19 protein-coding genes are annotated in these 21461 nt (G+C 60.7%); 9 read left to right on the top strand and 10 right to left on the bottom strand.

What is annotated here, in order from left to right; all coding sequences use genetic code 11:
* The first annotated feature begins 149 nt into the window (after positions 1-149).
* Positions 150-1244, top strand: a complete 1095-nt coding sequence (locus tag IB244_RS15340; protein ID WP_018858365.1) for an AbrB family transcriptional regulator — start codon at positions 150-152, stop codon at positions 1242-1244.
* Here IB244_RS15340 and IB244_RS15335 read toward each other — a convergent pair.
* On the bottom strand, positions 1204-2091 hold the full coding sequence (locus IB244_RS15335; RefSeq protein WP_018858364.1) for an AraC family transcriptional regulator: 888 nt from the start codon (positions 2089-2091) through the stop codon (positions 1204-1206). The genes IB244_RS15340 and IB244_RS15335 overlap by 41 nt on opposite strands.
* A gap of 33 nt (positions 2092-2124) precedes the next feature.
* Between IB244_RS15335 and IB244_RS15330 the strand changes: the two genes are divergently transcribed.
* A complete protein-coding gene (locus IB244_RS15330) occupies positions 2125-2532 on the top strand; it encodes a DUF2000 family protein (RefSeq protein WP_018858363.1) in 408 nt (135 codons plus the stop codon).
* 50 nt (positions 2533-2582) lie between these two features.
* On the opposite strand, the gene IB244_RS15325 is transcribed toward IB244_RS15330, so the two are convergent.
* From IB244_RS15325 to IB244_RS15310, 4 genes are all read right to left on the bottom strand, one after another.
* On the bottom strand, positions 2583-3248 hold the full coding sequence (locus tag IB244_RS15325) for an OmpA family protein (RefSeq protein ID WP_018858362.1): 666 nt from the start codon (positions 3246-3248) through the stop codon (positions 2583-2585).
* Positions 3249-3440: 192 nt separating this feature from the next.
* Positions 3441-4436, bottom strand: coding sequence for a flagellin (locus IB244_RS15320; RefSeq protein ID WP_018858360.1), 996 nt, complete (start codon positions 4434-4436; stop codon positions 3441-3443).
* A gap of 245 nt (positions 4437-4681) precedes the next feature.
* On the bottom strand, positions 4682-7837 hold the full coding sequence (locus IB244_RS15315; protein ID WP_113471815.1) for an efflux RND transporter permease subunit: 3156 nt from the start codon (positions 7835-7837) through the stop codon (positions 4682-4684).
* On the bottom strand, positions 7834-9000 hold the full coding sequence (locus IB244_RS15310; protein ID WP_018858358.1) for an efflux RND transporter periplasmic adaptor subunit: 1167 nt from the start codon (positions 8998-9000) through the stop codon (positions 7834-7836). The genes IB244_RS15315 and IB244_RS15310 overlap by 4 nt, the downstream gene beginning before the upstream one ends.
* A gap of 407 nt (positions 9001-9407) precedes the next feature.
* Between IB244_RS15310 and IB244_RS15305 the strand changes: the two genes are divergently transcribed.
* Entirely contained in the window at positions 9408-11888 is a 2481-nt protein-coding gene (locus IB244_RS15305; RefSeq protein WP_018858357.1) for an ATP-dependent helicase, read from the top strand.
* A gap of 332 nt (positions 11889-12220) precedes the next feature.
* Here the strand turns inward: IB244_RS15305 and IB244_RS15300 are convergent, their stop codons facing one another.
* From IB244_RS15300 to IB244_RS15290, 3 genes are all read right to left on the bottom strand, one after another.
* Entirely contained in the window at positions 12221-12601 is a 381-nt protein-coding gene (locus tag IB244_RS15300; protein ID WP_018858355.1) for a hypothetical protein, read from the bottom strand.
* Positions 12601-13002, bottom strand: coding sequence for a DUF488 domain-containing protein (locus IB244_RS15295; RefSeq protein ID WP_026371947.1), 402 nt, complete (start codon positions 13000-13002; stop codon positions 12601-12603). Before IB244_RS15295 ends, IB244_RS15300 begins: the two co-directional genes overlap by 1 nt.
* 74 nt (positions 13003-13076) lie before the next feature.
* Positions 13077-13769, bottom strand: coding sequence for a methyltransferase family protein (locus tag IB244_RS15290; protein ID WP_192304711.1), 693 nt, complete (start codon positions 13767-13769; stop codon positions 13077-13079).
* 197 nt (positions 13770-13966) lie between these two features.
* Here IB244_RS15290 and IB244_RS15285 point away from each other — a divergent pair, with 197 nt between their 5' ends.
* From IB244_RS15285 to pncA, 3 genes are all read left to right on the top strand, one after another.
* Complete coding sequence (locus IB244_RS15285; protein ID WP_192304709.1) at positions 13967-15439, top strand: sensor domain-containing diguanylate cyclase; 1473 nt, start codon at positions 13967-13969, stop codon at positions 15437-15439.
* A 280-nt stretch (positions 15440-15719) separates the two neighbouring features.
* Positions 15720-16991 (top strand): sugar MFS transporter, encoded by a 1272-nt coding sequence (locus IB244_RS15280; protein WP_312867233.1) that lies wholly within the window; start codon positions 15720-15722, stop codon positions 16989-16991.
* Between the two features lie 104 nt (positions 16992-17095).
* Positions 17096-17722 carry a bifunctional nicotinamidase/pyrazinamidase gene (gene pncA / locus IB244_RS15275; RefSeq protein WP_018858350.1) on the top strand — a complete coding sequence of 209 codons (627 nt, stop codon included), beginning with the start codon at positions 17096-17098 and terminating at the stop codon, positions 17720-17722.
* Here the strand turns inward: pncA and IB244_RS15270 are convergent, their stop codons facing one another.
* The gene (locus tag IB244_RS15270) at positions 17723-17971 is read right to left on the bottom strand and encodes a DUF2164 domain-containing protein (RefSeq protein ID WP_113471819.1); all 249 of its coding nucleotides are present in this window, start codon (positions 17969-17971) and stop codon (positions 17723-17725) included.
* 133 nt (positions 17972-18104) lie between these two features.
* Here IB244_RS15270 and IB244_RS15265 point away from each other — a divergent pair, with 133 nt between their 5' ends.
* Positions 18105-18821 (top strand): AzlC family ABC transporter permease, encoded by a 717-nt coding sequence (locus IB244_RS15265; protein ID WP_018858348.1) that lies wholly within the window; start codon positions 18105-18107, stop codon positions 18819-18821.
* Between the two features lie 2 nt (positions 18822-18823).
* Entirely contained in the window at positions 18824-19132 is a 309-nt protein-coding gene (locus IB244_RS15260; RefSeq protein ID WP_025659392.1) for an AzlD domain-containing protein, read from the top strand.
* Positions 19133-19162: 30 nt separating this feature from the next.
* On the opposite strand, the gene IB244_RS15255 is transcribed toward IB244_RS15260, so the two are convergent.
* Positions 19163-20998, bottom strand: coding sequence for an aminopeptidase P family protein (locus IB244_RS15255; RefSeq protein ID WP_018858346.1), 1836 nt, complete (start codon positions 20996-20998; stop codon positions 19163-19165).
* A 280-nt stretch (positions 20999-21278) separates the two neighbouring features.
* Between IB244_RS15255 and IB244_RS15250 the strand changes: the two genes are divergently transcribed.
* Entirely contained in the window at positions 21279-21452 is a 174-nt protein-coding gene (locus IB244_RS15250; protein ID WP_018858345.1) for a hypothetical protein, read from the top strand.
* Positions 21453-21461 lie beyond the last annotated feature (9 nt).

The following is a 21461-nucleotide window of genomic DNA, read 5'->3' as shown; positions in this document are numbered from 1 at the left end:
ACAGGATTTCGCAATTGACCGCTTCCCCGGCAGGCGCCTATATCGGCGCATATCCTCCGGCCCTCCGGCCGGCTTCTTTTGCCAGCCAGTGCTGCTCTCCTGCTTCGCCTGATCGCGGCTCCAGCATTGGCAAGACATGCATGGGAATCATGCCGTTGTACGACGCCAGCCGTTTCTTTCGATACGCCAGCCTGCCGCGATGGATTCTCCTGCTCAGTATCTCGACCCTGCTTGTGGTCGGGCTTGAAATGCTCGGGCTGCCAGCCTCGCTCCTTATCGGCCCGATGGTGGCTGCAATCATCCTTGCCCTTTCCATCGGGCAGGGATCGCTTCAGGTGCCGCGCTGGCCACTCCTCTTCGGGCAGGCGCTCGTCGGTTTTCTGATGGCGCGCGCCATCACTGTCGATATCCTCAAGACCATGGCGACCGACGCGCCACTTTTTCTCGCGATGATCTTCTCCGTCATCGTTGCCGCGGCCGGCCTTGGCTGGCTGCTGACGCGCTGGCAGGTCTTGCCGGGAACGACCGCGGTTTGGGGTTCCTCGCCAGGCGCGGCGTCCGCGATGGTCATCATGTCCGAAGCTTATGGCGCCGATGCCCGTCTCGTCGCCTTCATGCAATATCTGCGGGTGGTCTTCGTCGCGGTGGCGGCCTCGGTTGTCTCGCGCCTCTGGGTTGCCGCCGATGGTGGCGAAGCGCCGCCCTTCATCCTCTTCCCGTCGGTCGACTGGCAGGCGCTGGCCGCCACTGTCGCCCTCACCTGCCTGTCCGCCTACATTGCGGTGCGCTTTCGCATTCAGGGCGGCACGATCACCGTGCCGTTGGTTCTCGGCGCGCTGCTTCAAGGGTTCGGGTTGTTCAAGATCGAACTTCCGCTCTGGCTGCTGGCGATCAGTTATGCCCTGATCGGCTGGAACATCGGACTGCGTTTCACACGCCGCATTGTCATGCACGCCGCGCGTGCCCTGCCCCGCGTCGCGGCCTCTATCCTGCTGCTAATGTCGATCTGCGGCTGTATGGCCCTTGCCTTGCACAAATTCGCCGGCGTCGATCCGCTGACGGCCTATCTGGCGACCAGTCCCGGCGGGGCTGATTCTGTGGCGATCATTGCGGCGTCAACCGACGTCGACGTGCCCTTCGTGATGGCGATGCAAACCGGCCGCTTCCTAGTGATCCTGTTTACTGGCCCAATGCTGGCACGCTTTATCGCGCGCCGCTCCGGCCTTGCGGAGAAGCCCGTCTAAGGCTCGCCCATTGGCCGGGCGTCATGCCATAGGCCTTTTTGAAATGACGTGTCAGATGGCTTTGGTCTGCAAAGCCCGTCGCCGCGGCCACATCCGAAAGCCCGTCACCCACCCCGATCATGGCGCGCGCCTGCTGCAGCCGCCGCATGAGCAGATAGCGATGCGGGCTTGTGGCGAAGGCGGCCCGGAAGTGCCGCGAAAGGGAGAAGCGGTCGAGACCGGTGACCGTCTCCAACTCACCGGATCGCACCGCTTCCGTCGCATGTGCTTCGAGATAATCGCGCGCCAATCTAGCACGCTGCCACGCAACGTTGCCGAGCGGCCGCCGCGGGGTCTTTGCATGCTTTGCAAGTCCGCCGGCAACACGCGAAACAAAGTCGTCGACGAACAACTCGTCGAGCTCGCGATCCAGCTCACTGAGTGCAGCTAGCAGCGTACCCGCCAAAACCGGATCCCCGATGACAGGGTCGTCAACGAAGGGCAGCCCGATCTTTTCCGCTCCAAGGCATTGGAGCAGTAGCGCCGGCTCAAGATAAAGCATGCGATATTGCAGCCCATCATCGGTGCCTGCTCCACCATCATGCTCCTCGTCCGGATGGAGCACGAGCACCTGCCCGGGCATGCTGAAGCGCCGCTGGCCGCGATAAGAAAAGGTCTGCACGCCTTTCATCGTGACGCCGAGAGCATAGGTATCGTGGCGATGCGGCTCGAAGGCCTTGCCGGAAAACTGCGCTTCCATCCGCTCGATTCCCGGAAAAGCCGGCGCAATCACGATCCCGTCTGCGCCGGGCTCCGTGCACAAACGTTCAAGACCCTCGAAGGCGTGACTGGTTACATCCTGGTCCAACGCGACTTTCGAACCTGCATGAAAGAGACTGGAATGTTTGATACCAAAATTGCGATCGTCCTGCGAAACAATCTTGCATCCTGGCAGAAGCTGAACGTCACGGCTTTCCTGATGAGTGGCATTGCCGGCCAGCACCCCGAGATGATCGGCAAGGCCTACAAAGACCGCGCCGGCAATCTCTACAATCCGCTTTCCATCCAGCCGATCATTGTACTGTCGGCAGAGGACGAAACGATGTCGACAATCCACCGCCGCTCGCTCGAGCGCGGCATAACCTCGTCGCTGTTCATCGAGGAGATGTTTGCAACCGGCCACGACGCCGCCAACAGGGCCGTCTTTGCCGAATACGCACCCGACGATGCCAAGGTCGTCGGCATAGCCATCCGGGCCGAAAAGAAGATCGTCGACAAGATCACCAAGGGCGCGACGATGCATCAATAACGAAAACGGCCGGGCGCTGGCCCGGCCGTTTCTCTTGACTGAAGTTTGGATCAGCTCTGCGTGACAGGCGCAATCTGGATTTCGACGCGGCGGTTCTGAGCACGTCCGGCTTCCGTAGCGTTGGAAGCGATCGGCTGCGACGGACCGAAGCCGACAGCGGAAACGCGGCGCGGGTCGATGCCCTGCGTGCCGAGATAATCGGCAACCGACATGGCGCGGCGCTGTGACAGATCCTGGTTGTGCTGCAAGCTGCCGGTCGAGTCGGTGTGGCCGTTGACGTCGATCAGCGTGCGGTTAAACTTGCGCAGGACGATCGCGACAGAATTCAGCGTTGGATAGAAGCCAGACTTCACAGCGTCCTGGTCAACATCGAACGTGATGTTGGACGGCATGTTGAGGATGATGTTGTCGCCGCGGCGGGTCACCGAAATGCCCGTTCCCTGGAGCTGGGCGCGCAGTTCCGATTCCTGCTGGTCCATGTAGTTGCCGATCGCACCGCCTGCGAGCGCACCGACGCCGGCGCCGATCAGCGCGGCATTGCGACGTCCGACCGGCGAGCCGCCGACCGCCAAACCGGCAAGCGCGCCAACGCCGGCACCCAGCAGCGCGCCGCCCGATGTATTCGACATCTTCTGCTCGCCCGTATAGGGGTCGGTCGTGGTGCAAGCACTAAGGTAAGTTGCGGCAACAGTCAGAAGTATGAATTTCTTGATCATGGACGGGCGAATCTCCAATTCGGTGTTGATGCGACCAGTATTAAGGATTGCGGCAACAAGATGAAGCAGACGCTGCAGATGCTCGAAATTGGGCAAAAAGCACAACTACTGCGGACGGCAAGCAACAACAACGGCCAGGCCGCTAAGTCGCCCGTCGGAATCTAAGCGACAGTTCTACTTCAAGACGACCGGTTAGAAGTTCTGGAAGAGTTGGCGAACCGTGTCGTAGCTGGCGTTGGCGATGTTCAGCGACTGCAAGCCAAGCTGCTCTTGGGTTTGTAAGGCACGCAGCAGGCTCGACTGCTCTTCCATATCCGCGTCGATCAGACGGCTGATGCCGCGGGAATAGGAGTCGTCCAGCGACTGCGCGAAGTCGCTCTGGATGCTGATGCGCTTTTCAAGCGCACCGAAGGCCGAGCCAACCGTCGTCATCTGGTTCAGCATCATATCGACGACGGTGATCATCTCCTTCACCTGCGCCTGCGTCGTGCTGCTCGAAACACCGATTTCAACCTGCCCAGCCGTGTTACCAGCGCCTTTGAGCATCACATAGTTCTGCGAGGCACCGGCCTCGGTCGCGAAATACTGGGATGTAAGAGCGCCATATTCACCGGAACCGGTGGTACGGTCGTCAATCAGGTAGCGAGCATCCTTCGAGGTGGTTGCCCCAACGGGCGCGAGATCGACCTCATAGCTCAGCATATCGACCTTCACCGTTCCGTCGGAATAGCGGATGAACGACGACGGGATCTCCCTCGGCTTGGAGGGATCGGCCGAATCGTCGATCGTAACCCAGTTGTCGCCGTTGAACTCCGCCGACTGCGCGACCGACCGGAGCTGATCTTTCAGGTGGGCGATATCGGTGTTGATCTTGTCCTTGTCGACACCAGACTCGGTCGCTGCGACCAGCTTTGCCTTGATCTCGCTGACGAGATCAATTGCGCTGTCGACGGCGTTATAGGCCGTGCCCATCGTCGCAGCCGCCAGGCCGAGAGCGTCGCGAATGGCCGATTGAGCTTTCTGATCAGTTTTCAGGGTCGAACTAATCGCCCAATAGGCGCCGTTGTCGGACGCTCTTTCGACTCTGAGGCCGGTAGACACCTGCCTCTGGGTTTTGGTCATGTCGCGACCGATGTCGCGCAATACATACAGCGCGGCATCCACCGAGGTGCGCCGATAAATGCTCAAGGTACTGTACTCCGAACACAACAATACACTGATACAAAAAAACCGTACCGCGAACGATCATTGTCCGGGAGCGCCTGAACGAGGCACCAGGGCGGCCCTCAGAAAACGCTGGAGGACCTTTCGGCTTCTGTCGGAATGATTACCGCTCACACTTAAAAAACGTCTAAAATTTAGAAGAAATTCATCCAATCCTACAACTTTTTATAAGCCATAACTCGCAGGACCTTACCCGCTGAAGGCGCGGTTCATTCTGCCGCCTCCAGCCGACCTGCCTTGGCGGCAGGGCGCGGACGCGATGCGTGCGCCATTTCTTCGTGGAGCCGCTCCTCTTCGTGAGCATGCGGCTTCGCGAAGCGGGCAATCAGCAGGTAAGCGACCGGCGTAATGTAGAGCGTCACCAGTGTCGCAAAGCCAAGCCCTCCAACGATAACCCAGCCAAGCGCAACGCGCGCTTCCGCGCCAGCGCCATGGGCGAAGACCAGCGGAACGCCGCCGAGGATCGTCGCTATCATGGTCATCATCACGGGGCGCAGGCGTAGCGCGCACGCCTTCTCAATCGCCGTGCGCACCTCCTCGCCGCGATCGCGGAGTTGGTTGGCAAATTCAACGATCAGAATACCGTTCTTCGCCATCACGCCCACAAGCAGAACAAGGCCGATCTGGCTGTAGATATTGAGGCTCGACCCGGTAATGATCAGCGCGAAGACGGCGCATGCCAGCCCGAGCGGAACCGTCGACATGATGATAACCGACGACAGCACACTCTCGAACTGCGCGGCCAGAACCAGGAAGATGATGACGATTGCAAAGCCAAAGGTCAGTGCCATGCCGCTTGAGTTCTCCTCCAGCGTCGCCGCCTCGGCAAGTGGCACGAGACGCGCACCGGCAGGCAGGATCGATTTGGAGATCGCGGTTACTTCCTTGACGGCATCTCCGAGCGAAAGACCATTCTTCAGGCCGGCCGTGATCGCTACCGACGCAAGCTGCTGTTCGCGGTTCAATTGCGGCGCGACCGAGCTCTCCGTCAGTGACGCGATTACAGACATCGGCACGATCTTGCCATCGCCCGTCTTCAGGAAGACGTTCTCTAGATCCGTCGGATCGTCGAGTGGTCGGGTGTTCGACGTGAGCAGCACCGGATAGGCTTCGCCCTTGACGAAAACGTCAACGACCGATCGCCCTTCCAGGAGCGACTGCATAGCCGTTGAAAGGCCGGTGATGTCGATCCCGAGATCGGAGGCACGCTCGCGGTCGATCGTCACCGACACCTGGGCCTGGGTCGGTTCGTTGGTCAGTCGCGGCGTATCGTAATGGCCCGTGGCGTCGAGGGCCTGCACCAGTTGAGCAGCCGCAGTCGTCAGAGCCTCGTGATCGTTGCCGACCAAGGCCATCTGCAGTCCGTTGCCGGCGCCGCGGATGCGCAGGCTGTTCGATTGGATCGCATTGCCGCGCAGCGCCGGAACCCTTGCTGCGGCCCGGTTGATATCGGCCACGATCTCCGCCTGTGTGCGATGGCGTTCACCCCACGGCGCCAGCGTCAGCACCATGAAGCCGCTGTTGACCTGTCCGCCCTGTCCCGAGATCGAAAAGACATTGCTGATATCGCCGCTATTGACAAGCGGCTGGAGATATTCCTCCACCCGTTGCATCTTGTCGCGCGTGTATTCGAGACTTGACCCCTGCGGCGTGGTCAGGCGCATCATCACCATCGCGCGGTCTTCGTTCGGCGTCAGCTCGCTTCGAACCGTCTGGAAAGCAAGAACAGCGGCACCGGCAAAAAGCAACGAAGCGACGATGACCACAAGCGGTGCATTCAGGCAGGCGTGCAGCGACCATCGGTAGGCGTCGGCGAACCACCTTCCGAAACGGCCAAGAAGGCCATGGTCCTCAAGCATCTCCTTCGTCAGTATCCGTGAAGCCAACATCGGACATAGCGTCAGGGCAACGATGGATGAGAGGCCAACCGAGAAAGCCAGCACGAAGCCGAATTCGCGGAACAGACCACCCACCTGCCCCGGCAGGAAGGAAAGCGGAATAAAGACCGCTGCAAGCGTCGCGGTCGTGGCGATAACAGCAAAGAACACTTCGCGCGTGCCGAGCACGGCAGCCGCTCGAGGTCCCATGCCTTCCGAACGGCGGCGAACGATGTTTTCGAGAACGACGATCGCGTCGTCAACGACAAGGCCGGTCGCCAACACGATCGCTAGCAGCGTCAGGATGTTGATCGAGAAGCCGACGAGATAGACCGCTGCCAGGGTTCCGATCAGCGCAACCGGCATGCTGACGGCAGGGATAATCGTCGCACGCCAGTCCCGCAGAAAGAGATAGATGACGCCGGTGACGATGACCGCGGCCAGGATGAGCGCCAGCACCACTTCATGGATCGCGCCCTGGATGAAGACGGCGTCATCGCTGGTGATGGCGATCCGCGTGCCTTCGGGAAGCGTTCTTGAAAGCTCGGCGACGGCGTCCTTGATGCCGTTGGAGATGTTCAGCGTATTCGATTGTGCCTGGCGGATGACGCCGAGGCCGATGCCGGGAACGCCGTTCGAGCGCAGCGCCGTCTGCCCGTCGCGCGGTCCGAGGGTAACATTTGCCACATCGCCGAGACGCACGTGGTTCTGCAGGATGACGTTGGAGAAATCCTCCGGCGTCTGCAAACTTGCCATCGCGCGGACAACGATCGTCTGCGTCGGGCTCTTTAGCGATCCGGCCGGCACGTCGAGAGCAGCGCTTGAAAGCACCTTCGTCAGATCGCCAACGGTCAGCCCGCGACTGGCCAGTTCGCTCTGGTTCACGTCGACGCGGAAGACCTTCTCCTGGTCGCCGTAGGTTTCGACATCGGCAACGCCATCGACCGAGGCAAGCCGGTCGATGACCTGGTTCTCGACGAGAAGCGTCAGATCGTCCATGTTCAGTTTCGACGACGTAACGGCAAGACGCATGATCGGCTGAGAGTCGGAATCCGCCTTGACGATCTGCGGCGCATCCGCCTCTTCGGGAAGACGGTCGGCAATACGGCCGATGGCATCTCGCACGTCGTTTGCCGCTACCGCGAGATCGACGGAGTCAGAGAATTCGAGCGTCACCCGGCTCTGGCCGAACTGAGAACTGGAGGAAATGGATTTGAGGCCGCTGACGCGTGCGGCAGCGCCCTCGATCACCTTCGTCAGTTCCTGGTCGATAGTCTGTGGCGAGGCACCGTCGAAAGTCGTGCGCACCGTCACCACGGGTCGGTCGACATCGGGCAGTTCGCGCACTTCGATCCCGGCATAGGCTGCAAGGCCGGCAACGATCATCAGGGCGTTGAAGACAAGCGCAAGGATCGGGCGCCTGACAAACAGCGCGGTGAAGGTCTGTTTGCCGGAAGCCGGCTTCTCCTGCATCTCGGTCACGGTCATTGCGTGACTGGCTCCGAATTCGACGCCACTTCGCCGGCCACCCGTACCGCGCCACCTTCACGGACACGCTGCAGCCCTTCGGTGACGATTGCATCGCCATCGTCCAGATCGGCCTTGACGAGAATATAGTCGGGATTGCGCTGCACGATGCTGACACGCACCTTGCCGGACTTGCGGTCGACGACCTGCCAGACGAACGCGCCTTGCGAATCCCACTGGACTGAGAGCGGATCGACCGCGGGATACTGGTCGCCGCCAAACCGCATCCCGACATTGAACGACATGCCGGCGCGCAGTTCGTCCGATGCGTTGTCGATCCGGGCCCGCACGCGCATTGTCCGGCTGGCGGCGTCAATGCGGTTGTCGATTGCCTCGACCGCGCCCGAGAATACCCGACCTGGCCGTGCCACCGACGTTGCCTCCACGGGCTGGCCGACCGTGATCGTGTTGGCGAAGCGTTCCGGCACCCAGTAGTCGACCAGGATTTCGGTCCGGTCGTCGAGGGTCGCGACCGGTGTCGTCGTCGAAACGTTGTCGCCGACGTTGACCGGGATGATGCCGACAATGCCATCGATCGGCGCGACAATGCTGCGACGCTCGAGATTGAGTTCGGCGGCCTGCAGTTGAAGGCGTGCGCCTTGCTCGGCGATTTCGGCATCGAAGACATCCATGCGCGACACGCTGGATTTGATGTTGTGGTAGAGGCTGGATTTCTCGACGGCGCTTTTCAGCGCCACATCGGCCTGACCGCGAGCGATGACCTGCTCTTCGCTGTCTAGCTTTGCAAGCACCTGCCCCTTGGTGATCCTGTCGCCCGACTTGATCAGGATCTCGCGAATTGTCCCGCTTGCCTGCGGCATCACCACCACGGAGCGGATGGCGTCGCCCGTGCCGATGGCACTCAGCCGATCATTGACGACACCACGAACGACGGCCTGCGTGGCGACCAGAACGGGCGCGTTTGCTCCGCCGCTGCGACGTCTCGATTGCCCTTCCTCGCTCCCCACCGGCTTCGGTACAGCCTCACCGGGCGCCAGCTTTGAAACCTCTGAAAAGCCGGCCTTCCGTAGCGTCTCGCCAGCCCCTGGCACGAAGAAAACCCATCCAGCAAAGCCGGCCGCAATCACGACAAGGCAAACTATAAACTGCTTCCAAAATGGCATTCACGTCTCCAGAGGGACTCGAGGCTAGTCCAGGGTCTATCGAAAGAGGCGTTCGCAGGACAAATTGCCGCGCGTCTGCGACAATATTGTCTCTTTGCCGATCACCAGCAAGCGAATTGGTCCGGCATTACTGAATTGTAATTCAAGACTGAGTTACTGTCAGGCAACTCTCGACCGCCGCCTGCCGTGTTGTAGAATTTCATCGTCAACGTCAAATGACGGTTTTGTTTTCTGAGTTTTATTGACGATGTTTGCGCGCGACCGAGCCCGCCCTTACAGCGCACTGGGCAATTCCCGGGCAGGCCTGCTCGAATGCACTGCATAAGCTGAGGACAGCGGGTGCGGGGCGGAATGAAAGCAGAACATCTTTTCTGGTCTTTCGATCCCGAATCACTACATTACGCGCCATGAGCAATAGTTTCGACGATATCCCCTTCTTCGATGAAGAGCCGGGCGAGCCGCCGCGCAAGCAGCCGACCCCTGCCGCTCCAGCCGCCGGAGGGCTCGCCGCCCGTGCCATGGCAGCTCGCGATGGCGGCAGGCGCCCCGATTATCTTTCCGGCCTGAACCCTGAACAGACCGAAGCCGTCGAGACACTGGAAGGCCCCGTACTCGTGCTCGCCGGTGCGGGCACCGGCAAGACGCGCGTGTTGACGACGCGCATCGCCCATATCCTGAACACTGGACGCGCTTTCCCCTCGCAGATCCTTGCCGTGACCTTCACCAACAAGGCCGCCCGCGAGATGAAGGAACGTATTGCCGTGCTCGTCGGCGGCGCCGTCGAGGGCATGCCCTGGCTCGGCACCTTTCACTCGATCGGCGTCAAGCTTCTGCGCCGCCATGCCGAACTCGTAAACCTGCGCTCCGACTTCACGATCCTCGACACCGATGATGTCGTCCGGCTGATCAAGCAGCTGATCCAGGCGGAAGGCCTCGATGACAAGCGCTGGCCTGCCAAGCAGTTCGCCGGAATGATCGATGGCTGGAAGAACAAGGGCCTCGGCCCTGGCGACATTCCCGAGGGCGACGCCCGCGCCTTTGCCAACGGCAAGGGCCGCGAACTCTACTTTGCCTATCAGCAACGGCTCTCGACGCTGAACGCCTGCGATTTCGGCGATCTCCTGATGCACCCGATCGCGATCTTCCGGAAAAACCCGGATCTTCTCAAGGAGTATCACGGCCGCTTCCGCTACATCCTTGTCGACGAGTATCAGGACACCAACACAGCCCAGTACATGTGGTTGCGGCTGCTTGCCCAGCGCCCGAAGGGCGAGCCGCAGAACGTCTGCTGCGTCGGCGACGACGACCAGTCGATCTATGGCTGGCGCGGTGCCGAGGTGGACAACATCCTCCGCTTCGAGAAGGACTTCCCGGGCGCCAAGGTCATCAAGCTGGAGCGCAACTATCGTTCGACGGCGCATATCCTTGGCGCCGCCGGCCACCTGATCGCTCACAATGAAGGCCGCCTCGGCAAGACGCTTTTCACCGACCGCAGCGACCCCGATGACATCAAGGTCCAGGTGCACGCATCCTGGGATTCAGAGGTGGAAGCCAGGGAAATCGGCGAGGAGATCGAGCAACTTCAACGCGGCGGCGCCAATGGAAAGCGGCATTTGCTCAACGACATGGCGATCCTCGTGCGCGCCTCATTCCAGATGCGCGAGTTCGAAGACCGCTTCGTGACGCTCGGCCTCAACTACCGAGTCATCGGCGGCCCGCGCTTCTACGAGCGCCTCGAAATCCGCGATGCCATGGCCTACTTCCGCCTCGTCGCCCAGCCTGCCGACGACCTCGCCTTCGAGCGCATCATCAACACCCCGAAGCGCGGTCTTGGCGATACGACGGTGCGCGCCCTCCACGATTATGCCCGCGCCCGCGACATTCCGATGCTGGCCGCAGCCGCCGACATGATCGAAACCGACGAGCTGAAGCCGAAGGCGCGCAAAGCTCTCTTCGACGTCGTCCAATCATTCCGCCGCTGGCAGGAAATGCTGGAAAACACCCAGCACACTGAGCTTGCCGAGCAGATCCTTGAAGAGTCGGGTTACACCGACATGTGGAAGAACGATAAGTCGGCGGACGCGCCGACCCGCCTCGAAAACCTGAAGGAACTCATTCGCTCGATGGAGAGCTTCGAGTCGATGCGTGGTTTCCTCGAGCACGTCGCGCTTGTCATGGACGCCGAGCAGAACGAAAACCTCGACGCCGTCTCGATCATGACGTTGCATTCCGCCAAGGGCCTGGAGTTCGATACCGTCTTCCTGCCGGGCTGGGAGGAAGGCCTGTTCCCGCACCAACGTTCACTGGACGAAAGCGGCCGCGCCGGCCTCGAGGAAGAACGCCGCCTTGCCTATGTCGGCATCACCCGCGCCAAGCGCCGCTGCCACATCTGGTTCGTCTCCAACCGGCGCATCCACGGTCTCTGGCAGTCGACCATCCCTTCGCGGTTCCTCGACGAACTGCCGGAAATGCATGTCGAGGTGGCGGAAGCCGAGCAGAGCTACGGCGGCTATGGTCGCGGTGGCTACGGCCAGTCCCGTTTCGACAAGGCTGACCCCTTCGCCAACTCCTATTCGACGCCCGGCTGGAAGCGTGCCCAGCAGAACAAGACGGACGCCACCCGCGACAACTGGGGCACACGTTCTGGCCACGCCGTCGAACGCATCGGCTACGGCGAAAGCGGCCCGCGCAGCCGCACCATCGATGGCGAACTCGTGGCGAAATCAACCGCCGCCGAGCCCTCGAAATTCAAGACCGGCGATCGCGTCTTCCACCTCAAATTCGGCAACGGCAACATCGTGGAGATCGAGGGCAACAAGCTGACGATCGAGTTCGACCGGGCAGGCCAGAAGCGCGTCTTGGATGGGTTTGTGGAGAGGGTTTCCTAAAGCGGAACCGCCAACTCACTGACCTCAGATAATGTACCAACAACTGCAGCAAACGACAGCGCGGCTTGCCTCACCCTTTCGTGACTTCGTTTACTGCCCCGCGTCCCGCATACTGAACTCCCGCGCGCATCGATCGCGGGAGAGAAGGAGGACGCAGATGAAACGTTATTCGCTGCCTCTGATCGTAGCCTCGCTCATGATTGCGGTGTTGAGCAGTCCGACCGTCGCATTTGCCTGCAGCAAGATCATCCTAGGGACCTGATCCCGCAGGTACACGAACGACTACCGACAAGCGAGGAAGTCCGAATTCATGGAGCGGGCGTGGCGCCCGCTCACCCCAGGATCGGCATCGATCCCAACCCCAGTATGTCGTTGAGCAATGCGAGCCCGATCCCGGCGGCGACGACCGCGATTCCGATCAGGAACAGGCGCCTCGCCCGATCGTACTTGGCCGCAATCAGCGAGTCCCTGGCCAGCAGATCGGCAAAGACCTTGACCTGCAAGGCAATCCCTACCGTCAGCAGCAACATCGGCAGGATATCGATCCGGCTCCAGTCGTTCGGATTCGAAGCCCAACGGCTCATGAAACTCAGGGAAAAACCGAGAATGATGCCGGCTGCCGTCAGTGACCCGTTGCGAAAGGTCGCATCGATCTTCTCATCAGGACCGGGCTCGGTCGTTGGCTTTCGCTTCAGGTCATCCTCTGCAGCCATCAGGCACAGCCTTCCGCGGCAAATGTCGCACCGCGCTCTTCAAGGAGGCGCCGCAACACGCTTCGATGGCAGCGGCTCTCGGTCTCGCAGTAGCATCCGATTGAAAAATGACTGGCATGCGAAAGCGTGGCGAGCAGGTCTAGCACATGGCTCGCCTCCGGCACTTTCATTTCCTTCGTGAAGCTGCGGACGAAGGCCGCCCACTCGGCGTCAGTCGTCGCGGCCTTCGCTTCCGTCACAAGGGGCTGGCTCGGCGAAAGCACCGGCAGCCAGACGTCATAGTAGTTGCGGCTGGAAAATTCTTCCTTCGGCACGCCCCGTGGCGGTCGGCGGACGGTACCGATCCGCACCCCCTCGCCTTCTGCCCGCGGCGAACCCAATTGCACGACCCTGATTGCCACGACGCCCTCCATCGACCTGCCGCGATATTTACCGCAAGGGCCGCCGCCTCACCAGCCTCCAGAGGAATGATCCGTCACCAGATCCCAGGCACCAGGCGCCATTGGACCTGGCTGCGGTACTCGGCATAGCCGACCAGATTGCCCACCAAATACCTCTCCTCATCTAGGAGGCGGGCGACCAGACCACCAATGACGGGAGCCAACACAAGCAGACCCCAATAGGAAGCCAGCGCCAAGGGCACGCCAAAAAACATCGCCAACGCCGCGGCATACATCGGATGGCGCACCACGCCGTAGAGGCCGGTCGAAATCACCCGCTGCCCCGCCGTCACGCCGACTGTCGCCGCGGCAAACGAATTCTGCCGGAGCACGAAGAAGCAGCCGATAAAGCCGACCGCGATCAATGCATTGCCGAGAAGCACGATCGAGGCCGGAACGACCGACCAGCCGAACCTGTGGTCGAGCGCCGAAACGACGAAAAGCGCAAGGATCGCGATGCTGTTAAAGGACTGTATGCGCTTCTGCGATGGCTCGCGTTCCGCCGCCGGTCCGACACTCATGCGTTTCCGGACCAGTTCCAGGTCGCGCTTGACGAAATAGGCCGTGAGGACTGCGCACCACCCGCAGAAATGCACGAGAAACACCCAGCCTTGCCAGTAAGCCAGGGATCCTGCCGCTAGGAAAATCATGACCAACATGACGAGACAGAATTTGGCCGTCGCGACTGTCGCCTGTCGCCCGAGACTCTGAACGCTACTCACCATCATCACTCACTCGCACTGTCGCGGGCACAAGGTCTCCTATCTCTAGATTGGCCTGACTGAGCGCGCGTCAATGGCATGAATCGCACGAGGATCGGGAAACCGATCTTCGCCGCATCAAGTGAAGGTTTACGAATCATGCTTAAAAGCCGACGAACAACGCTGCGCCTCCACACATGCGACAACAAACCGAAAGTCTCATCATGAGCGACTCCGATATCTTCGACCTGTCACCGATCGCGATGTGGATCGAGGATTTCAGCGGGGTCAAGGCGCAATTCGATCGCTGGCGCGCTGAGGGCGTCGAAGACATCCGAGCTTACCTTAGAGAAGACACAACGCGCGTCGCCGCCTGCTCACAGCTTATCCGCGTGCTGCGCGTCAACCGAAAGACACTCGAACTCTTCGGGGCTAACGATCTCGACCACCTGGTCGCCAATCTCGGCCTGGTGTTTCGCGACGAGATGCTCGAAAGCCACGTCAACGAATTGGCAGAACTCTGGGATGGCAAGACCGAATTCACCAGCAGCGCGGTCAACTATACGCTGTCCGGCCGCAGGCTCGATATCCAGCTCCGTGGTTCGGTGCTGCCGGGCCATGAGCAGTCGCTTGCGCAGATAATGCTGACAACGGAAGATGTCACCGCACGTGAGGAAGCGCGCCGCAAGGAGCGCGAAAATCGCCGCTACGCCGAAGGCATCTTCGAGCATTCCCCGGTCTCGCTCTGGGTCGAGGATTTCAGCCAGATCAAACTGCTGATTGAGAATGTCCGCGATCGCGGCATCGACGATTTCAGGGTTTTCACCGATGTCCATCCCGAGTTCGTGCGTCAGTGCATGAGCGAGATCCAGGTGATCGACGTCAACCAGGCAACCCTCGACCTGTTCTGCGCACCCGACCGGCATACGCTTCTGCAGCGCATTGGCGATGTCTTCCGCGACGACATGGAAAAACACTTCCGCGAACAGCTGATCGAGCTTTGGAACGGCCGGCTCTTTCATCAGCGCGAAGTGATCAACTACGCCCTCGACGGCTCCGAGCGCTACGTCCTTCTGCAATTCTCCGTCCTTCCCGGCCACGAAGGCGACTGGGCACTTGTGCAGGTAGCCCTCACCGACATCACAGCGCGCAAGAAGGCCGAAGCTTACCTCGAATATCTCGGCAAGCACGACGTCCTGACCAAGCTTCACAATCGCGCCTTCTACGTGGACGAGTTGAACAGGCTCGAACGCAAGTCGCTGCGGCCGGTCTCGGCTGTCGTCATCGATCTCAACGGCCTGAAGGAGGCCAATGACCAGCTGGGACACGATGCCGGCGATGCGCTGCTGCGCCGTCTCGGCGAAGTTCTGAATGGCGCCGCCACACAGCCAAACCATGCTGCCCGCATCGGCGGCGACGAGTTTGCGGTGCTGATGCCCGGCGCCGACAAGCAGGCTGTCGCCGCAATGGTCGAGACCATCGGCGAGCTGCTGAAGATCAACAATCAGTTCTACTCCAATGCTCCGCTCAGCATATCGCTCGGTGTCGCGACAAGCGAGCCGGGGGAAACGATGGAAGCCATGGTGCGGCGTGCCGACATTGCGATGTACGCGCAGAAACGCGCCTATCACGCCAGCCGCAGGACAGAAGGACAAGGCAGCGTCGCGGCGAATGAAAAGTCCGCTTCGGCGGCCTGACCATTTCCCCGGCGCAGGAAATCTCTCCACGGTCTTGGAACGCCGGCGCAAGAACCGGCCGCGTCAGCACATGTTCGCAGGGGCGAACCACCCGCCGCAACGCACAATAAAAATCGTTTGAATACTACCAATTTGGTTTCAAATGGATATATGAGCCTTGTGGCTTGCTGCATGCCTCCTCCCAAGCGCCTTGCCGAGCCACCGCCGGCCCGCCGTTTCGACGGCTTCAAGAGAAAATTTCCGGCGCAACAAGAACAAGAGGTACAAGACTGTGGCTGGTATCATCACCAACAGTGCCGCGACGACGCGCCCGGCATCGGCTTCCCCGGCAGCGAGCTATCAATTTGCCCTCGTGGCCCTGACATCGTTGTTTTTCATGTGGGGTTTCATCACCTGCCTGAACGACATTCTCATTCCGCACCTGAAGAACGTCTTCCAGCTGAATTACACGCAATCGATGCTGATCCAGCTCTGCTTCTTCGGCGCATACTTCATCGTCTCCCTGCCCGCCGGCGCGCTCGTCAAGCGCATCACCTACAAGTGGGGGATCGTGACGGGCCTGATCATTTCCGCCATCGGTTGCGCGCTCTTCATTCCGGCCGCAAGCTACCGTGTCTATGCACTCTTCCTCGGCGCCCTCTTCGTGCTGGCAACTGGGATCACCGTGCTACAGGTCGCGGCAAACCCGTATGTCACGGTCCTCGGTCCACCCGACACCGCCGCAAGCCGCCTGACCTTGACACAGGCCTTCAACTCCCTCGGCACGACACTAGCCCCGATGTTCGGCGCAGTCCTGATCCTGTCTGCGACAGCGGCCGCCGTTGCGGGCACCACTCCGGAACAACTCGACGCCGTCAGGCTTGCCGAAGCGAGCGCTGTGAAGTTCCCCTATATGCTGCTGGCTGTCGCCTTCCTGTCACTCGCCGCGCTCTTTGCAGCCCTCAAGCTCCCCCAGGTTGAAGGTGCGGAAGATATTGAGCCGATCACCGGCGGCGGCTCGGCCTGGCAGTATCGCCATCTCGTGCTCGGCGCAATCGGCATCTTCCTCTATGTCGGCGCGGAGGTCAGCATCGGCAGCTTCCTGGTCAACTTCATGAGCCAGCCGGATATCGCAGGCTTTTCGGAAGCCGAGGCCGCCCATCATGTATCCTACTTCTGGGGCGGCGCGATGATCGGCCGGTTCATTGGTGCTGTCGTGATGCGCTACGTCGATGACGGCAAGGCCTTGGCCTTCAATGCAGCCGCGGTCATCCTGTTGCTGTTACTCACCGTCTTCTCGGGCGGTCACGTCGCCATGTGGTCGGTCCTCGCAATCGGCCTCTTCAACTCGATCATGTTCCCAACGATCTTCAGTCTCGCACTGTACGGCCTTGGAAAATACACGAGCCAAGGCTCTGGAATCCTTTGCCTGGCAATCGTCGGCGGCGCCTTGCTGCCGCTTTTGCAAGGCGCCCTTGCTGACACGATCGGCATACATCTCGCCTTCCTGATGCCGGTTCTGTGCTATGCTTACATTGCCTTTTATGGGCTGAAGGGGCACCGGCCGACCTGACCATTTCAAGGCCCGCTTCGCCGCCCATGCGGCGAAGCGTTTCGGCGCTTGCGCCGTCCCTCGGCCCTTGGCATGTTGCAGTGCAAATCGAGGGAGTCGCACCGATGAAAGCCTTGCTTCTAGTCGATATTCAGAATGGCTTTTGCCCGGGCGGCAACCTGCCGGTGCCGGATGGCGACCAAGTGGTTCCCATCGCAAACCGCCTGATCGAGAGCGGCAAGTATGACCTGATCGTCGCCTCCCAGGACTGGCATCCTGCCGGCCATGGAAGCTTTGCCTCATCTCATCCCGGCAAGCAGCCGTTCGAACTAGGGACGCTCTCCGGCAAGCCGCAGATGATGTGGCCGGACCATTGCGTTCAAGGAACGGTGGACGCTGAACTGCATCCCGATCTCAAGACGGGCGAGATCGATCTCATCCTCCAGAAAGGCGAGAATCGCGGTGTCGACAGCTACTCGGCATTCCGCGACAACGATCAGGACGCCCTCACCGGGCTCGCCGACTTTCTCGAGGGGCAGGATGTCACGGAACTCGACGTTTGCGGTCTCGCAACCGACTATTGTGTGAAGTTCTCCGTCCTCGATGCGACCGAAATGATGCCCGGAGTGCGGGTTCGCTTTGTCGAAGATGCCAGCCGTGGGATCACGCCCGAAGGTGTTGCGACCGCGGTCAAGGAAATGCGCGAGCACGGCATCGACATCGTCACCAGCCGACAAATTTTGGAAGGCTGATCACTCCGTCGCAGTCCGCTGCAACTCATAGACGTCCTCGGAAAAGTCATCCATGCGTCTGGCAAGCGCGACTTGCGCATCCTCGAGCCCCTTCTTGTAGTAAGCGGCGCCAACTTCCTTCGCGAAAAACTCGAGAACAAACTCCGCTTTCAGGAGGCCGATCGGTTGGTCCAACTCACTATCGAAATAGTGCTGGATCCGCGCAATGAGTTCGGCCTTTTCCTCTTTCGAAAGTTCGATCCGGGTCATCTTTGTTCCTCGAACGGCAATCAGTCGCGTGTGCATCGTTCAGCGAAATCGATCGGTCAATCAAGGAAATTTGCTTGCGGCGGATACCGCCCGTCCCTAGACGGGGGACAAAATTCCAGAAGGATTATCGCCGATGAGTCGCGCTGATTTTTTCGACGGCTTGCGCGGTGGCTCAGCCATTGCGATGGCCTCGGCCCCGTTTGGGGCATTGTTTGGAGCGCTCGCAGTCGATAACGGCATGTCGCTCGCGGAAGTGACCTTCATGAGCGCCACGGTCTATGCCGGCGCGAGCCAGATGGTCGGCCTCGAACTGTTCGGCCATAACGTCCAGGCGTGGCTGATCGTCGCCTCCATCCTGGCCGTCAACTTTCGCCATGTCCTCTATTCGGCGGCCATCGCCCCTTACATCAAGCATTTTTCGCCGCTCCAGAAATTCTTCACCTTTTTCCTGCTGGTCGATCCGCAGTTTGCCGAAACGCTGAAGCGCGGCGAAGCCGGCAAGCCGGTCACCTTTGTCTGGTACCTCGGCTTCGGCATCATCATCTACATCCCCTGGGTCCTGGTGAGCCTGCTCGGCGGGCTGCTCGGCAACTACATCGGCGACCCGAAGTTGATCGGTCTCGACATCCTGCTGCCGGCCTACTTCCTCGGCATCGTCCTGGATTTCCGCCATCGCGACAACTTTCTGCCGGTCGCCGCCGTCAGTGCGGTCGCCTCTGTTGTCGCCTATCACTATGTCGGCTCACCTTGGCACGTCAGCCTGGGTGCCGCAGCGGGAATCATCCTTGCCGCCCTGTTCCCACCGCCGCCCCACGAACAGGAACTCGAATCCGATCTGCACGAGGTATGACGATGGCCTTCGATCTTCATATGGCACTCGTGATCGTCGCTGCGGCGGTTGCAACCTACGCAACCCGCATCGGCGGCTATATCCTCATCACCACGATGAAGCGCATTCCGCCACGCATGGAGGCCGCACTTGCTGCGGTCCCAGCCGCAGTCTTGACGACGCTTGTCGCGCCGGCCTTCTTCATCGGGGGCTGGGATTCGAAGCTGGCCCTGCTCGTCGCACTCGTCGTTGGCCTGCGGGCCTCGCACACCTGGATGCTGATCGTCGCGTGGCTCTTCGTTCTGGGCTGGCGTCACACGATCGGCATGTGACGCCATCGGCGGCGAGCAAGGCCGCCTGGCTCAGTATTCCAGCGGCAAGGTCGAGTTCTCCAGCCACGCCTTGACGTCGTGGTCGTGGATCAGCGGCATCAGCGCCTCCCGCGTGCGCTCATGATAATTGTTGAGCCAATGCAACTCGTCATGGTTCAGAAGTTCTGGAATGACGAGGCTGCGATCGATCGGGCAGAAGGTCAGCGTCTCGAACCCGAGCATTGGCGTGTCGCCGCCATCGATTGCCTCTGCCTCGCGGACGTAGATCAGGTTCTCGATGCGGATGCCGAAAGCGCCGGGACGGTAGTAGCCGGGCTCGTTCGAGAGGATCATCCCCGGCAGTAGTTCCTGCGTTGATAACCTGGCGATGCGCTGCGGACCTTCATGCACCGAAAGGTAGGACCCGACACCGTGGCCGGTGCCATGGGCGAAATCGGCCCCCGCCCGCCAGAGCGCGATGCGGGCCAGCGGATCGAGATCGCAGCCGCGGGTGCCTTTCGGAAAACGCGCGGTGCTGATCTGGATCATGCCCTTCAGCACCAGCGTGAAGAAGCGCTTGTGCTCCTCGGTGACCGAACCGATCCCGACGGTGCGGGTAATGTCCGTCGTGCCGTTGATGTACTGGGCGCCGGAGTCGATCAGGAAAAGCTCCCCGGCTTCCAGCTTGCGGTTCGTTTCCGTCGTGACGCGATAGTGCATGATCGCCGCGTGCTCGCCGGCACCGGAAATCGTATCGAACGAAATGTCCTTCAGCGGGTTCTGCATGCTCTGCCCGACACGGGCGCGCGCTGCTTCGAGCTTCTCCGCCACGTCGATTTCCGTCACGGTCCCGGGCTTGACTTGCGACAGCCAGTAGAGAAACTCGACCATCGCTGCGCCATCCTGCAGATGCGCGGCCGCGGAACCGTTAATCTCAACGTTGTTCTTCACCGCTCGCGGAAGCTTTGCGGGATCATTCCCTTCCACGACTTCGCCACCTCCCTTGCGAATGATCTCCGCCAGGGCATACGAGGTGAGGTCAGGATCCACGAAGACGCGACCACCATCCTTTGCAACAGCTGACAGTTTCTTTTCGAGCTCCGACGGCGGAAGCTGCATGCACATCTGAGCGAGATAGGCTTCGGGTTCGATACCGGTCTTGCGCTTGTCGAGGAAGAGGTCCGCCTTGCCATCGGCATAGATGATCGCCCGCGCCAGCGGGTGCGGCGTGTGCGGGACATCGGCACCGCGGATATTGAAGATCCAGGCGACCGAAGACGGATCCGCGATCAGCGCCGCCTTGAGGTTCTTCTTTGCAAGATCGGCCGCGACCGTTGCGATCTTGTCGGTTGCGAGCACGCCCGCCTGGACGATGTTCTGGATTGTCACCTGCCCCAACGGCTCCTGCGGCCGGTCGCTCCAGAGTTTGTCCAGAGGATTGTGAGGCAGGACAACGAGCGAACCGCCAATTTCGGCAAGCGCCTTTTCAAGTCGCCGCACCTCCGCCCCGGAGTGCAGCCAGGGATCAATGCCAAGACGCAAGCCCTTGGAGCCATTCTTTGCAAGCCAGGCATGAGGCGGCTCGTTCACAAGGTCCCCACCGGTGAAGAGCGCGTTGTCGACTTGCTCGGCAAGTTGCGTCACGTAGCGCCCGTCCACGTAGACAATCGCCTCCGAACGCGTCACCAGCGCGACCCCCGCCGAGCCCGTGAAACCCGTCAGCCACGACAAGCGTTCCGAGCAAGCTGGCACGTATTCGCCGTTGAACTCGTCGGCGCGCGGCACCAGAAAGGCGTCGATGCCAAGCGCATCAAAGCTTGCGCGCAGGGCCGAAACGCGATCGCGGCCGAATTGTGGCGTCGAGGTGACTTCGAAAGACTGGAACATGCTCAATAACCCGTTTTTTTGGACGATCCCCTCAGCGAAGAGATTCGGCTATGGTATCGGAATTTCAGGAGAATACGAGAAATTGCGACGCGATACCTGAGTGAGAGCCGCGCAATAATTCGGCGGAAATGAGGCGCCGATTCACAAACTGGCACGCTTTATGCATTCTCTGCATGGCTCCCATGAAGGAAACCCTCTCCCTCAGCTTTTCTAAATCGCTATACAGGCGCCATCAGACGGGTTCGAGACGAACCTGAAACGAAACAAAAGGAATTTGGATATGACTGCCCCTCTGTCGCGCTTCGCTTACAGCAGCCCGGTGCAGGCTGGCGAGCGCCAGACTGTGCGTCACATCATCGGCTCGCGCCGTCCGCCGCACGAGGACACCCTCAAGCTGCTCGGCGCCGGCCACAGGGTTACGCGCCATCAGGTCGCAACCAGCTACACGTTCTGAGCAACTCGC

Source organism: Rhizobium sp. RHZ02 (assembly GCF_014851575.1).
Taxonomy (GTDB): domain Bacteria; phylum Pseudomonadota; class Alphaproteobacteria; order Rhizobiales; family Rhizobiaceae; genus Rhizobium; species Rhizobium altiplani.
Note: the sequence above shows the minus strand (reverse complement) of the source record. Positions and strands in the feature narration are given on the sequence as shown.

What these genes read in the sequence shown, in the direction of transcription:
- IB244_RS15325 (WP_018858362.1), bottom strand. Translation starts at nt 3,248, where the DNA reads ATGATCAAGAAATTCATACTTCTGACTGTTGCCGCAACTTACCTTAGT.
- IB244_RS15310 (WP_018858358.1), bottom strand. Translation starts at nt 9,000, where the DNA reads ATGCCATTTTGGAAGCAGTTTATAGTTTGCCTTGTCGTGATTGCGGCC.
- IB244_RS15260 (WP_025659392.1), top strand. Translation starts at nt 18,824, where the DNA reads ATGGCCTTCGATCTTCATATGGCACTCGTGATCGTCGCTGCGGCGGTT.
- IB244_RS15270 (WP_113471819.1), bottom strand. Translation starts at nt 17,971, where the DNA reads ATGACCCGGATCGAACTTTCGAAAGAGGAAAAGGCCGAACTCATTGCG.
- IB244_RS15250 (WP_018858345.1), top strand. Translation starts at nt 21,279, where the DNA reads ATGACTGCCCCTCTGTCGCGCTTCGCTTACAGCAGCCCGGTGCAGGCT.
- pncA (WP_018858350.1), top strand. Translation starts at nt 17,096, where the DNA reads ATGAAAGCCTTGCTTCTAGTCGATATTCAGAATGGCTTTTGCCCGGGC.
- IB244_RS15300 (WP_018858355.1), bottom strand. Translation starts at nt 12,601, where the DNA reads ATGGCTGCAGAGGATGACCTGAAGCGAAAGCCAACGACCGAGCCCGGT.
- IB244_RS15315 (WP_113471815.1), bottom strand. Translation starts at nt 7,837, where the DNA reads ATGACCGTGACCGAGATGCAGGAGAAGCCGGCTTCCGGCAAACAGACC.
- IB244_RS15305 (WP_018858357.1), top strand. Translation starts at nt 9,408, where the DNA reads ATGAGCAATAGTTTCGACGATATCCCCTTCTTCGATGAAGAGCCGGGC.
- IB244_RS15330 (WP_018858363.1), top strand. Translation starts at nt 2,125, where the DNA reads ATGTTTGATACCAAAATTGCGATCGTCCTGCGAAACAATCTTGCATCC.
- IB244_RS15265 (WP_018858348.1), top strand. Translation starts at nt 18,105, where the DNA reads ATGAGTCGCGCTGATTTTTTCGACGGCTTGCGCGGTGGCTCAGCCATT.
- IB244_RS15285 (WP_192304709.1), top strand. Translation starts at nt 13,967, where the DNA reads ATGAGCGACTCCGATATCTTCGACCTGTCACCGATCGCGATGTGGATC.
- IB244_RS15255 (WP_018858346.1), bottom strand. Translation starts at nt 20,998, where the DNA reads ATGTTCCAGTCTTTCGAAGTCACCTCGACGCCACAATTCGGCCGCGAT.
- IB244_RS15340 (WP_018858365.1), top strand. Translation starts at nt 150, where the DNA reads ATGCCGTTGTACGACGCCAGCCGTTTCTTTCGATACGCCAGCCTGCCG.
- IB244_RS15290 (WP_192304711.1), bottom strand. Translation starts at nt 13,769, where the DNA reads ATGATGGTGAGTAGCGTTCAGAGTCTCGGGCGACAGGCGACAGTCGCG.